The organism is Rhodovulum sp. DZ06 (assembly GCF_050586345.1).
Classification (GTDB): domain Bacteria; phylum Pseudomonadota; class Alphaproteobacteria; order Rhodobacterales; family Rhodobacteraceae; genus JBOCEF01.
Map to the genome: position 1 here is coordinate 1 of NZ_JBOCEF010000025.1, position 12859 is coordinate 12859.

The 12859-nt window shown below is 71.3% G+C and carries 12 protein-coding genes; 4 read left to right on the forward strand and 8 right to left on the reverse strand.

Features of this window, described 5'->3' with window-relative positions; all coding sequences use genetic code 11:
• Window positions 1–695 (reverse strand): MBL fold metallo-hydrolase (locus tag ACQ5SO_RS12255; RefSeq protein ID WP_430941890.1); only part of this gene is annotated, 695 nt, incomplete at its 3' end.
• A 251-nt stretch (window positions 696–946) separates the two neighbouring features.
• On the opposite strand from ACQ5SO_RS12255, the gene ACQ5SO_RS12260 reads away from it, so the two are divergent.
• A complete protein-coding gene (locus ACQ5SO_RS12260) occupies window positions 947–1792 on the forward strand; it encodes an SHOCT domain-containing protein (RefSeq protein WP_430941891.1) in 846 nt (281 codons plus the stop codon).
• 47 nt (window positions 1793–1839) lie between these two features.
• On the opposite strand, the gene ACQ5SO_RS12265 is transcribed toward ACQ5SO_RS12260, so the two are convergent.
• From ACQ5SO_RS12265 to hmgA, 3 genes are all read right to left on the reverse strand, one after another.
• Window positions 1840–2346, reverse strand: a complete 507-nt coding sequence (locus tag ACQ5SO_RS12265; protein WP_430941892.1) for a MarR family winged helix-turn-helix transcriptional regulator — start codon at window positions 2344–2346, stop codon at window positions 1840–1842.
• Window positions 2343–3620: a fumarylacetoacetase gene (fahA, locus tag ACQ5SO_RS12270; RefSeq protein WP_430941893.1), complete on the reverse strand. Its 1278-nt coding sequence runs from the start codon at window positions 3618–3620 to the stop codon at window positions 2343–2345. The genes ACQ5SO_RS12265 and fahA overlap by 4 nt, the downstream gene beginning before the upstream one ends.
• A gap of 124 nt (window positions 3621–3744) precedes the next feature.
• Window positions 3745–5109 carry a homogentisate 1,2-dioxygenase gene (gene hmgA / locus ACQ5SO_RS12275; RefSeq protein ID WP_430941894.1) on the reverse strand — a complete coding sequence of 455 codons (1365 nt, stop codon included), beginning with the start codon at window positions 5107–5109 and terminating at the stop codon, window positions 3745–3747.
• Between the two features lie 119 nt (window positions 5110–5228).
• Here hmgA and ACQ5SO_RS12280 point away from each other — a divergent pair, with 119 nt between their 5' ends.
• The 3 genes from ACQ5SO_RS12280 to ACQ5SO_RS12290 all read left to right on the forward strand — a co-directional run bounded on the left by ACQ5SO_RS12280 (window position 5229) and on the right by ACQ5SO_RS12290 (window position 7757).
• Window positions 5229–5687, forward strand: a complete 459-nt coding sequence (locus ACQ5SO_RS12280) for a MarR family winged helix-turn-helix transcriptional regulator (protein WP_430941895.1) — start codon at window positions 5229–5231, stop codon at window positions 5685–5687.
• 121 nt (window positions 5688–5808) lie between these two features.
• Entirely contained in the window at window positions 5809–6282 is a 474-nt protein-coding gene (locus tag ACQ5SO_RS12285; protein WP_430941896.1) for a hypothetical protein, read from the forward strand.
• 2 nt (window positions 6283–6284) lie between these two features.
• Complete coding sequence (locus tag ACQ5SO_RS12290; RefSeq protein ID WP_430941897.1) at window positions 6285–7757, forward strand: sensor histidine kinase; 1473 nt, start codon at window positions 6285–6287, stop codon at window positions 7755–7757.
• 48 nt (window positions 7758–7805) lie between these two features.
• Here ACQ5SO_RS12290 and rpe read toward each other — a convergent pair whose 3' ends face one another.
• The 4 genes from rpe to leuS form a co-directional block, all read right to left on the reverse strand.
• Window positions 7806–8504, reverse strand: a complete 699-nt coding sequence (gene rpe, locus ACQ5SO_RS12295) for a ribulose-phosphate 3-epimerase (RefSeq protein WP_430941898.1) — start codon at window positions 8502–8504, stop codon at window positions 7806–7808.
• Window positions 8505–8604: 100 nt separating this feature from the next.
• Window positions 8605–9621 carry a DNA polymerase III subunit delta gene (holA, locus tag ACQ5SO_RS12300; RefSeq protein WP_430941899.1) on the reverse strand — a complete coding sequence of 339 codons (1017 nt, stop codon included), beginning with the start codon at window positions 9619–9621 and terminating at the stop codon, window positions 8605–8607.
• 19 nt (window positions 9622–9640) lie between these two features.
• On the reverse strand, window positions 9641–10156 hold the full coding sequence (gene lptE, locus ACQ5SO_RS12305; protein WP_430941900.1) for an LPS assembly lipoprotein LptE: 516 nt from the start codon (window positions 10154–10156) through the stop codon (window positions 9641–9643).
• Complete coding sequence (gene leuS / locus ACQ5SO_RS12310; RefSeq protein WP_430941901.1) at window positions 10143–12731, reverse strand: leucine--tRNA ligase; 2589 nt, start codon at window positions 12729–12731, stop codon at window positions 10143–10145. Before leuS ends, lptE begins: the two co-directional genes overlap by 14 nt.
• Between the last annotated feature and the right edge of the window lie 128 nt (window positions 12732–12859).

Below are 12859 nucleotides of genomic sequence, written 5' to 3' on the forward strand. Positions count from 1 at the left end.
GCCTTCTCCACCATCTCCTCGCCCACCAGCGCGTCGCCGCGGCCGGGGGCGATGCTCTTGGGCTCGAACGCCGCGATGTTGGCGAGGGTTTCAGGCCAGTCGGCGAAATGCCCGTCGCCGCAATAACATGCCGAGTGGTATTCCACGATGTCGCCGGTGAACATCACCTCCTGGTCCGGCACCCAGATCACCGCGTCGCCGGCGGTATGGGCGCGGCCGAGCTTCATGATGTCGACGCGGCGCTTGCCGAGATACACGGTCATGGATTCGGAGAAGGTGGTGGTGGGGCGGGTCAGGCCGGGGATTTCCTCGTGGCCCTCGAACAGGCGCGGGAAGCGGCCGAATTCGCTGTCCCAGTCCTCCTGCCCGCGCTCTTCGACCATGGCGGCGGCGGCGTCGGACATGATGATCTCGCGCGCGCCATAGGCGGAAGCTCCCAGGACGCGGACGGCGTGGTAATGGGTCAGCACGAGGTGGGAGATCGGCTTGTCGGTGACGGAACGCACGCACTCGATGACCTTGCGCGCCAGGCGCGGGGTGGCCTGCGCCTCGACGATCATGACGGATTCGTCGCCGATGATGACGCCGGTGTTCGGGTCGCCCTCGGCGGTGAAGGCGTAGAGGCCCTCCCCGACCTTGGTGAAGCTGATGGTTTTCTCTTCCAGGTCGCCCTGGGATGCGAAGGCCTTGGCCATGCGGTCCTCCCGTCGCGGGCCTCTGCCGGGCCCGGTGATTTCGTTTCGCGTGAGACGATGCCCGCGGATTTTGTAACCATCAACCGCCGGAACGGAATTTTTCGCGGCGGGCGGGGGCGCGCGGGGCGGTCGGGGGCGGCGCCTGCATGGCGGGGATGCATGCCGCAGCGGTCGCACCGGGGGCCGTGTTAAGATACCGAGGCCCGCAGGCGGGCCCCGACCCGCCCCAGATCCCAGGAGGGAGACGCGCCATGACCGACCTGACCGATTCCGCCCGTGCGACCATTTCTTCGATCGCGGGGCGCTATGGCCTTTCGGAATTCGCGGTGGAGCAGATGGCCCGCGCCGTCGCCAATGGCGGCGGCTCGATGGCGCAGTTCAACATCCCCGAGCTCGGCGGCTCCGGCCAGTGGATGGCGGGGGGCATGACCATGGTCGGGGACATGTTCAACATGGGCCTGCAGGCGACGGTGCAGAACCTGTGCAGCGAGCTGTCCAACGCCATGGCCGCGGGGCCGTTCTTCGTCGCGCCCGCCGCGGCCCCGGGCTATGGCGCGTCCGGGGACTGGTGGCCGGACGGCCTCGGCGTTCCCGGCGCGGTGGGCGGGCAGAACGCCATGCGCTACGCCTATTTCCCGCAGGCGCGGCGGGTGGCGGTGGATTTCGGCGACGGCTCGCCCGTCGCGGTGCTCGACGCGCTCGACCATTCCATCGGCGGGTGGAGCCAGCAGCAATCGGGGTGGGGCGATCCCTACCAGGGGGTCAGCTTCAGCTCCCAGTACGGGCAGTTCGCGCTGTCCTCGCTGCCGCGGGTGGATGGCGGGGCGCCCCAGCCGCAGCCCCAGCCGCAGCCCGGTTTCGCGCCCGAGCCTGCGCCCGCGCCGCAATGGGCGCCCGAGCCCGCCCCCGCGCCCGACTTCGCCCCCGAGGTTCCGCCCGCGCCCCAGCCCGCACCGGCCCCGGCGCCCGGCATGGTCGCGGGTACGGCCGACGAGGTGTTCGACGCCATCGAGCGCCTCGCCCGCCTGCGCGATGCGGGCGCGCTGACCGATGACGAGTTCGGGGCCAAGAAGGCCGAGCTGCTCGCGCGGCTCTGACGCGGCGGGGCGCAGGGGCGCAGGGGCGAGGACCGGGCGGGCGCCGCTCAGTCGTCCTCGCCCTCGCCCCGCAGGATCGGCCCGGCCACGCCCAGCCGCGTCTCGATGGCGGCCAGCGCCGGGGCCAGCGCCTCGGCCTCCGTCCCCAGCGCCGAGATCAGCCCCGCCTGCCACGCCTCGGCCATCGCCAGAAGGTCGGCCCAGGCGGCCGCGCCCTGTTTCGTCAGCCGGATCACCTCGGCCCGCCCGTCGGCGGGATGCGGGTCGCGGGCGATCCAGCGGCGGGTCTCCAGCCCCGCAAGGGCGCGGGAGACCATGGTCTTGTGCATCGTCGAGTGGTCGCGGATGTCGCTCGCCGTCACTTCGCCCAGCGTGCCGATCACGGCGATGGCCCGCCATTCGGGGCGGGTCATGCCGTAGCGGTCCTTGTAGGCGCGGGCGAAGCGGCGGGAGACCTCCTCGGCCACCCGCGTCATCCGGTAGGGCAGGAAGGCGTCGAGGCCGAAGGGGGGCGCGCCCTCTCCTGCCCCCGCCCCCCTGTCCCCTTCGCTCACGCCGGGAAGCCGGTCTTGGCCGGAAGGATGGTCCCGGTGCAGGCCCCGAAGCCGATGCGGAACCCGTCGCCCTGCGCGTGGCCGGTGATGGTCAGCGTGTCGCCGTCCTCGAGGAACGTCCGCGTGCCGCCCGAGGCCAGCTCGATCGGCGTCTTGCCGCCCCAGCTTTCCTCGAGGAGCGAGCCCCAGGACCCTTTCGGCACGTCCGAGATGGTGCCCGAGCCGAGCACGTCCCCGACCTGCATCGGGCAGCCGCAGACCGCGTGATGGGTCAGCTGCTGGGCCGAGGACCAGTACATCACCTTGTAGTTCGTCTCGCAGATCGTGGTCGCCGCCTCGGCGCCCTCCGGGGTCAGCGTGGCCTTCAGGGCGATGTCGAGACCGCCGGGGGTGGTCTCCTCGAGGTAGGGCAGGATCGGGACCTCGCGCGGGGGGACGGGGGTGCGGAAGTCTTCCAGCGCCGCGGCGGGGACGATCCAGGGGCTGATCGAGGTGCCGAACGCCTTGCCCTGGAACGGGCCGAGCGGCTGGTACTCCCAGGCCTGGATATCGCGCGAGGACCAGTCGTTGAGGATGACGTAGCCGAAGATCATCTTCGCCGCCTGTTCGGTGGTCACCGGCCCGTCCGAGCCGACGCCGACGATGGCGCCCATCTCCAGCTCGTAATCCAGCCGCGCCGAGGCGCCGAAGGACGGCGCGTCGGCGTCGGGCGCCTTGCGCTGGCCCAGCGGGCGGCGGATGCCGGTCCCCGACACCACGACCGAGGAGGCGCGGCCGTTGTAGCCGATGGGGATGTGCAGCCAGTTCGGCGGCAGCGCGTTCTCCTTGCCGCGGAACATCTCGCCCACGTTCTGGGCGTGCTGCTTGCCGGCGTAGAAATCGGTGTATTCCATCACCGCGATCGGCAGGTGCATCTTCGCCGAGGACAGCGGCACGAAGGCCTGGGTCTGCAGGGTCGGATCCTCGGCCAGCGCGTCGTCGCCGCCCTCGCGCAGCAGGTCCGTCAGGCGGGCGCGCAGGGCGGCCCAGGCCTCGGGGCCGGTCTCCATGAATTCATTGAGGAAGGGCAGGTCGAAGACCGGGTCCTCGCAGATCCCCTCCAGCAGGCCCGCGGCCTCGAGGGCGGCGAGGTCCAGCGCCTGGTCGCCGATGGCGACGCAGCAGACCGGCTCGTCCTCATCCCCGCGGGACATCACGCCGTAAGGCAGGTTGTTCAGCGGGAAGTCGCAGTCGGGCGCGTTGGCGGCCTCGACCCAGCTCTTGATCAGCGGCATCGGGTGGTCCCTGTCATCTGTATCGTTCAAGGCGTCGGCGGCGCGCCCCCCGGCCGGGAGAGCGCGCCGCACGGTAGCGTATTTTCCCGCCCCGTCGACCGGTTCGCGGTCCGGGGCGCGCGGGTCATTTCTTGCCGGGGGTCCCGTCGAACTTCTTCTCGATCCCGTCCCAGCAGTCGATGTACTCGTCCTGCAGCGGCGCCTCGTTGGCGGCGAAGGCCGTGAGGTGCTGGGGGAAGCGGGTCTCGAACATGAAGCTCATGGTGTTGTCGAGCTTGTGGGGCGCGAGCTCCGCGTTCGACGCGCCCTCGAACGCATCGCGGTCGGGCCCGTGGGGCAGCATCATGTTGTGGAGGCTCATGCCGCCGGGCACGAAGCCCTGGGGCTTGGCGTCGTACTGGCCGTAGATGTTGCCCATCAGCTCGGACATGATGTTCTTGTGGTACCAGGGGGGGCGGAACGTGTCCTCCATCACCATCCAGCGCTCGCGGAACAGCACGAAGTCGATATTGGCGGTGCCCGGCACGCCCGAGGGGGCGGTCAGCACGGTGAAGATCGACGGGTCCGGGTGGTCGAACAGGATCGAGCCGACCGGGCAGTAGGTGCGCAGATCGTATTTCACCGGCGCGTAATTGCCGTGCCAGGCGACGACGTCGAGCGGCGACCACCCGATCTGGCACTGGTGGAACTGGCCGCACCACTTGATGGTCATGGTCGACGGGACCTCGCGGTCCTCATAGGCCGCGACGGGGGTCTTGAAGTCGCGCCGGTTGGCCATGCAGTTGGCGCCGATCGGCCCGCGGCCCGGAAGTTCGAATTTCTGGCCGTAGTTCTCGCACACGAAGCCGCGGCAGGGGCCTTCGAGCACTTCCACGCGGTACACCAGCCCGCGCGGGATGATCGCGATCTCCTTCGGCTCGAGGTCGATCACCCCCAGCTCGGTGCAGAAGCGCAGGCGGCCTTCCTGCGGGACGATCAGCAGTTCGGAATCGGCCGAGAAGAAATAGCTGTCCACCATCGACTCGGTCACGAGGTAGATGTGGCTGGCCATGCCCACCTGGGTGTTCACGTCCCCCGCGGTGGTCATGGTGCGCATCCCCGAGATCCAGTCGTAGGACGCGCCCTCCTCGTGCTGCACCGGATCCCAGCGATACTGGCCGAGCGAGATCACGTCCGGGTCCACATGCGGCGCGGATTTCCAGTAGGGGACGTCGATCTTCCGGTAGCGGCTGGAGTGCTTCACCGACGGGCGGATGCGGTAGCACCAGGTCCGCTCGTTCTGGTGGCTCGGCGCGGTGAAGGCGGTGCCCGAAAGCTGCTCGCCATACAGGCCGTAATTGCATTTCTGCGGGCTGTTCATGCCCTGCGGCAGCGCGCCCGGAAGGGCCTCGGTTTCGAAGTCGTTGCCGAAGCCCGGCATGTAGCCCGGCGTCGTGCCCGCCGCGCGGGCGATCAGGTCGGCGTCCTGGATCTTGGTCTGGTCGTTCATGGTGTCCCTCCCGGGTCGGCGCGACGAAAGGCCAAGACCGGTCCCGGCGCGCTTGCGGCGCGGGGCGATTCATGCCTCCCTCGGATGATGTGCCAGACCGTATCGTTGCAAATGAAATGATGTCAACCGAGAACACGCCCCCCGCGGAAACCGATTTCCACCTGGACGAGTTCCTGCCCTATCGCCTCGCCGTCGCCGCGGCCCGGGTGAGCCGCGATTTCGCGCGGCTGTACGAGGCGGAATACGGCCTTTCGATCCCCGAATGGCGGGTGATCGCGCATCTCGGGGCCGCCGAGGGGGCGGTGAGCGTGCGCGAGATCCACCAGAAGGTGGACATGGACAAGAGCCGGGTCAGCCGCGCCGCCGCCCGGCTCGAGACCGCGGGATATGTCACCAAGTCCGAGAACGCGGCCGACCGGCGGCTGGTGTCGCTGCGCCTGACGGACGAGGGACGGCGCCTGCACGCCGCCATCGCCGCCCGGGCCCAGGTCTACGAGGCGGAGCTGCTGTCGCGCCTTCCGCAGGAGGAGGCGCGGATGCTGCGCGCCTGCCTCGACGCCGTCGCCGCCGCGGTCTGACCTGGGGGCGGGACCGGGCGAAGGGGGCCGCGGGCGTCATATCGGACACCCGGTCTTCGTGCTAGGGTTGCGCCGGATGGACGCTGCGCGGTCCGCGCCGCGCGTATCTTCGGGGCCCGTCATGTCATTGATATCCGCCGCATTCTGCGCCTGCGCCTGCGCCGCGCTTGTCATCCCCGCCGCGGCCGCGGCGTTCGAGCTGGAGCTGCGCAACGCCGCGGGGGGCCAGACGCTGCGGCTCTCGCTCGATGATCTCGACGCCCTGCCGCAGGCGCGCATGGTCACCGAGACCTCCTGGACCGAGGGCATGATCACCTTCGACGGGGTGGCGGGCGAGGCGATCGCCGGCTTCGCCCCGCCCGGGGCCGAGACGGTCCGCGCCTCGGCGCTCAACGACTATTCCTTCTCGATCCCGCTCGCGGATTTCGCCTCGGGCGCCGCCATGGTCGCCACCCGCCGCGACGGCGCGCTGATCCCGGTGCGCGACAAGGGGCCCTACTGGATCGTCTACGACTTCACCGGCCTGTCGCGCACCGACCGAATGCAGCTCGAGGCGCGCGCGGTCTGGCACCTCAAGGCCCTGGAATTCAACTGAGAATGCGCAGCTTCCTCGCCCGTCACCTGATCAGCATCCTGCTGACCGCGTCCTTCGTCGTCTTCGCGCTGGGCGCCTTCCTGTCCGTGCGCGCGATCGAGAGCGCGGGCCGGCAGATCGACGAGATCGAGGGGCGCTGGATGCGCGAGCATGTCGTCACCATCATCAATTCCAGCACCGACCTGACCAAGGCCCGCCGCGCCATCGCCGAGGCGACGCCCGCCGATCCGGGCCGCTGGCTGATGCGCTACGAGATCGCGGCGAGCCGGGCCGAGACGCTGGTCTCCATGGCCGCCTCGGCCGCCGCCGGGCCGACGGGGGACGCGGAGCGGGCGCTGGCCCGGGCCTATGCCGCCTTCGTGCAGAAGGCCGACGCGGCCATCGCCGCGACGCCGGACAAGCTCGAGGCCGGGCGCAAGGTGCTCGCGCTCGCCGCCGCGCTCGACGCGCCCTTCTCCCGCGCCATCGACTCGTCGATGAACACCACGCTGACCCTGCGGCGCACCCTGGCGATGCGGAACGACGAGGTGGTGCGCGAAGCCCGCCTGCTCGCCGCCGGGGTCTTCGGCGGGCTGCTGGTCTTCATCCTCGGGCTGCTGGCGCTGCACCACCGGCTGCGCGCCCGCAACCGGCGGCTGGTGCAGATGCGCGACGAACTTTCGCGCGCGCTCGAGGCGCGGCGGCGCTTCATCGCCGGGGTCAGCCATGATTTCCGCACGCCGCTGAACGCCATTTCCGGCTTCGCCCAGATCCTGATGCACGAGCAGATCGACACCGAGCCGGAGAAGCGCCGCCGGTTCCTCGGCCAGATCCGCGAGGCGGCGGCGGGGCTGGAGCGGATGACCTCGGACCTGCTGTCGCTGGCGCGGCTGGAGCGGGGGACCTATGCGCTCAAGCTCCAGGACGGGGTCTGCGCGGCGGCGCTCGCGGCGGACCTGGCGGCGCGGCTCGCCCCCCTGGCCGAGGAGGCGGGGGTGGAGCTGCGCGGCCCCGACCTGCCCCCGGCCCAGCAGCGCCAGGCCTGCAACCTGCGCGCCGATCCCGCGGCGCTGGAGCGGGCGCTGGGGAACCTGCTGGACAACGCGATGAAGTTCACGCCGCGCGGCGGCAAGGTGCGGGTGCGGGCGGCCGATTACGGCGCCTTCGTGCGGCTGGCGGTCGAAGATGACGGGCCCGGCATCCCGCCCGAGGCGCTGGACGACATCTGGGACCTGTTCGGCCGCCGGGCCGAGGGGCCGGGCGGGGCGCTGCAGGGCTCCGGGCTCGGCCTCGCCATCGCGCGCGGGGTGATCGAGGCGCATGGCGGCAGCATCTCGGCGCGCAACCGGGCCGAGGGCGGCGCCTGCTTCGTGATCCACCTGCCGCGCAGCCCGAAGGACGAGGCGCACGCGCCCCATTCCTCGGCCGATTTCCCGGCGGTGCCGACGCCGCTGGGCGCGGCGCCCGCCGCCCCCCTCGCCGCCCCGGACCGCTGAGCGGACAGGGGCGGACGGGGCGGTTCGGCGCCTGGCCCGGCGGGGCGCTCAGCCCTGCGCGGCCTCGGCGGCGGCGCGGATGGCGCGGATGTTCTCGCCATACGGGGCCGGGTTCGACACCGAGCCGCCCTTGAACACGGCGGACCCGGCGACCAGCACGTCGGCCCCCGCCGCGGCGACCAGCGGCGCGGTGGCCGGGGTCACGCCGCCGTCGATCTCGATATGCACCGGGCGGTCGCCGATCATCTCGCGCAGGCGGCGGACCTTGGCGGTCATGTCGATGAAGCTCTGCCCGCCGAAGCCGGGGTTCACCGTCATCACGCACACCAGGTCGAGCCGGTCGAGGACATGCTCGATCGCCTCCGCCGGGGTCGAGGGGTTGAGCGCGACGCCCACCTTCGGCCCGAGGTCGCGGATCAGCTGCAAGGAGCGGTCGAGATGCGGCCCCGCCTCGGCATGGACGGTCAGCACGTCGGCCCCGGCCTCGGCGAAGGCGGGCAGGTACTGGTCGCAGGGCGCGATCATCAGGTGGACGTCCATGACGCCCTTGATATGCGGGCGGATCGCCTTGCAGGTGGCCGGGCCGAAGGTGATGTTCGGCACGAAATGCCCGTCCATCACGTCGACATGCACCCAGTCGCAGCCCTCGGCCTCGATGGCTTCGCATTCCTTGCCGAAATTGGCGAAATCGGCGGAGAGGATCGACGGGGCGATCTTGATCGAACGGTCGAAGGTCGGCGCGGTCATGGGCGGGCTCCGGTATGGCGCTGAACTGGGAACGTGCCGGACCCTCTAGCCCGCGCGCGCCGCCGCGTCCAGAAGGCGGGGGGCCGCGGCAGGGCCCGCGTCAGCGCCCGGCCATCATCGCCACCCGCACCAGCGCCCGTTCCAGCACCGCCCATTGCGGGGCGGGGGCCGAGGAGCGCAGGGTCAGCTCCAGCTCGGTCAGCGTCGTCATCGCCTGTTCCAGCCGCGGCGCCGGCCAGCGGCGCAGCTGCCCCATGGCGAGGTCGTAGCGCGGTCCGCGCAGCGGCGGGCGCATCGCCTTGGCCGCCGCATCCGGCCCGCCGCGGGCGGTGGCCATGCGGTGCAACTGCCGGAAGCGGCGCGAGGCGGCGATGGCCACCGCGGTCGGCGCCACGCCCTGGCCCGCCAGCCGCGCGGTCATCCGCGCCACCCCCGCCGCGTCCCCCGCGGCGGCGCAGTTCACCGCCGCGTCGGCGTCCGCGTCGTTGGCGGGGGGCGCGCAGGCCTCCACCGCCTCGGCCGTCACCGGCCCGGGATCGCCGAGCATGTAGAGCCCGAGCTTGTCGATGGTCTGCCGGAACCCGCCGCTGTCGAGGCTGCGCGCCGCGGTCAGAAGCTCGGCCATCCCCGCCTCGTCCGCCGCGGGGGCGCCGGCGCGGGACAGCAACTCGGCGATCTCGCCCGCGTCGGGCGGGTCGTCATAGACCGGCGCGCAGGCGAGGTGGGGGGATTTTTCGAACAGGACCCGCAGCTTGGAGCGGGTGGGCAGCACCTTGGCCGAGCAGACCAGCACGCCTTCCGAGGAGGACAGCCCCTCGACCGCCGCCTCGATCGCCGCGGTCACGCCGTCGGTGACATGGTCCATCGCCACCACGGGGCGGCCGCCGAAAAAGCCGCTGGCGCGCAGCGCATCGGCCAGCGCGGGCGGGTCGCGCCGCGCCGCCTGCCCGTCCATGCGCACCAGCGCCATGTCGTCCCCGCCGAGGAGAGCCGCGGCGCAGCGGTCGCGGCGGGCGGCGACCTCGGCCTGGTCCTCGCCATAGAACAGGTACCCCGCGAAGCGCGGGTCCGGGCGGTCGGGCAGCAGCCGCGCGTCGCGGCCGTTGAACTTCACCATTCCCGCCGCGCCCCCGTGCTCACTCGGCCTGCGCCGCCTTCGGGATCCCGCCGGTGGCGAGCCGCGCCGCCACCTCGGTCGAAATGCGCTCGGCCAGTTCCGCCGCCACCCGCGCCTCGGCGTCGCGCCGGGCCGAGCGGCTGGCATAGAGCGAGCCGTCGGCGGAATAGGCCGACATCGCCCGCGCCCGGCCCTCGAGCGTCTCGCCCCCGGGGCCTTCCAGCACCCAGGGCGCCTCGGCGCGCAGCACGTAGCGGGTGATGGCGCTGTCCTCGGTGATCGCGAGACCTTCGCGCGACAGGTCGAGCCCGGCGGTCAGCACCCAGTCGGCGCCCGGCCCGGGCAGGCCGAGGCGGCGTTCCAGCACGTCGCGCATGGCGTGGCCCAGCCGCCCGTCGGGCAGCGCCAGCCGCACCCGCCCGTCGAGCGAGTCGCCCCCGCCGCCGCCATGCAGCGGCTGGAACCCGCAGCCCGCGAGGGCCGCGGCGGCGATCAGCGCCAGCGCCGCGCGGCGCGAGGGGTCACGCCACGACATTGACGATCCGCCCGGGCACGACGATGACCTTCTTCGGGGTCCCGTCGATGAACTTGGCGACGTTCGGCTCGGCCAGGGCCAGGGCCTCGATCTCCTCCTTGGTGGCGGTCTTGGGCACCGTCACCTCGGCCCGGCGCTTGCCGTTGACCTGCACGGGCAGGGTCACGCTGTCCTCGACCAGCAGGGCCGGATCGGCCTCGGGCCAGGCGGCGCCGGTCACCAGGCCGGTCCCGCCCATCGCGGCGTGCAGCTCCTCGGCCAGGTGCGGGATCATCGGCGCGGTGATGCGGGAGATGACCTCGAGGCACTCGCGCAGGGCGAAGGCGGCGCCGGGCTGCGAGAGGTCCAGCTTGCCCGCGGCGTTGACCAGCTCGTGCACCCGGGCGATGGCCTTGTTGAAGGTGAAGCCCTCGATGTCCTGGGTGACGCCCTCGATGGTCTTGTGGGTCTGGCGGCGCAGGGCGGCGGCGGCGGGGCTGTCCCCGGCCTCGGGGGCGGCCAGCGCGGCGGAATTCTCATCCCACAGGCGCCAGAGGCGGTTCAGGAACCGGCTCGCGGCCTCGGCCCCGGCGGCGGTCCATTCCACATCCCGCTCGGGCGGGCTGTCGGAGAGGATGAACCAGCGCGCGGTGTCGGCGCCGTAGCGGTCGATGATGTCCTCGGGGTCCACGACGTTGCGCTTGGACTTGGACATCTTGATCGACGGGCCGACGAAGACCTTTTCGCCGGTCGCCTTCAGCGTGGCGCCGCCCTCGGAGACCTCGACCTCCTCGGGGGTGTACCACTCCTTCTTGCCCTCGGCGTCCGGCCCGGGGATCGAGAAGGTCTGGTGGCAGACCATGCCTTGCGTGAACAGCGCGTTGAACGGCTCGGACGCCTTGGCGGGCAGGTGCCCGGTCTTCTGCATCGCGCGGGCGAAGAAGCGGCTGTAGAGCAGGTGCAGGATCGCGTGCTCCACCCCGCCGATATACTGGTCGACATTCATCCAGTAGTCGGCGGCGTCCATGTCCGTCGGCGTTTCGGCCCGCGGCGCGGTGAAGCGCGCGAAGTACCAGGACGAATCCACGAAGGTGTCCATCGTGTCCGTCTCGCGCCGCGCCGCGCCGCCGCATTTGGGGCAGGGGGCGTCGCGCCAGGTCGGGTGACGGTCGAGCGGGTTGCCCGGCTTGTCGAAGGAGACGTCCTCGGGCAGGCGCACCGGAAGGTTGTCGCGCGACTCGGGAACCACACCGCAGTTGTCGCAGTGCAACACGGGAATCGGGCAGCCCCAGTAGCGCTGGCGGCTCACGCCCCAGTCACGAAGCCGGAATTTCTCGACGCCGGTTCCGAAGCCCGCGGCCTCGGCGGCGTCGATGGCGGCGTTCACGCCCTGCTCGCCGGTCATCAGGCCGTTCTCGGGCCAACCGTTGATGTACTGGACCTTCTCGGTCTTCAGCGGGACATAGGCCTCGTTCTCGACCCGCGAGTCGGGGCTGTCGGCGGGGACGAAGACGTCTTTCACCGGCAGGCCGTATTTGCGGCTGAAATCGAGGTCGCGCTGGTCATGGGCGGGGCAGCCGAAGATGGCGCCGGTGCCGTAATCCATCAGGATGAAGTTGGCGACCCAGACCGGCAGCTCCCAGTTCGGGTCCAGCGGGTGCTTGACCTTGAGGCCGGTGTCGAAACCGCGTTTCTCAGCCTTTTCAAGGGCTTCTTCCGAGGTGCCGGAGCGGCGGCACTCATCGTTGAAGGCCTTGAGCTCGGGGTTGTCCTTCTCCAGCTGCCTGGAGAGCGGATGGTCGGGAGAGATCGCGGCGAAGCCCGCGCCCAGCAGCGTGTCGGGGCGGGTGGTGTAGACGTCGAGCGTCTCGAAGCCCTCGGGCGCGCCGATGGTCTCGAAGCTGAACTGCAGGCCGCGGGACTTGCCGATCCAGTTGCGCTGCATCAGGCGCACCTTGTCGGGCCAGTCCTCGAGCGTGTCGATGGCGCTCAGCAGCTCATCGGCCATGTCCGAGATCTTGAAGAACCACTGCGTCAGCTCGCGCCGTTCCACCAGCGCGCCGGAGCGCCAGCCGCGGCCGTTCTCGACCTGCTCGTTCGCCAGCACGGTCATGTCGACCGGGTCCCAGTTGACGACCGAGGCCTTGCGGTAGACCAGCCCGGCCTCGAGCATGTCGATGAACATGCGCTGCTGCTGGGCGTAATACTCGGGGTCGCAGGTGGCGAATTCACGGGACCAGTCGAGCGACAGGCCCAGCAGCTTCAGCTGGCCCTTCATCGTCTCGATATTCTCGTAGGTCCACTTGCCCGGATGGGTCTTGCGCTCGGCCGCCGCGTTCTCGGCCGGCAGGCCGAACGCGTCCCAGCCCATGGGGTGCAAGACGTTGAAGCCGCGCGATTTCTTGTAGCGCGCGACGACGTCGCCCATGGTGTAGTTGCGCACGTGTCCCATGTGGATGCGCCCCGACGGGTAGGGGAACATCTCGAGCACGTAGTACTTCGGAAGATCCGGGTTCACCTCGGCGGTGAAGGCCCCGGCCTCGGCCCAGGCCTCGCGCCATTTCGGTTCGGATTCGCGGTGGTCGTAGCGCGCCATGGGGGTCTCCCGGCCGTCAGCTTGTATCGGTTCAAGCCGTCTTTAGAAGGCCGGGCGGGGCTTTTCAATGCGCGTGCGGGGGGCGCGGGGGTCCATGGGGCCGCGGCCGGGGCGCGGCGCGGGGGGCC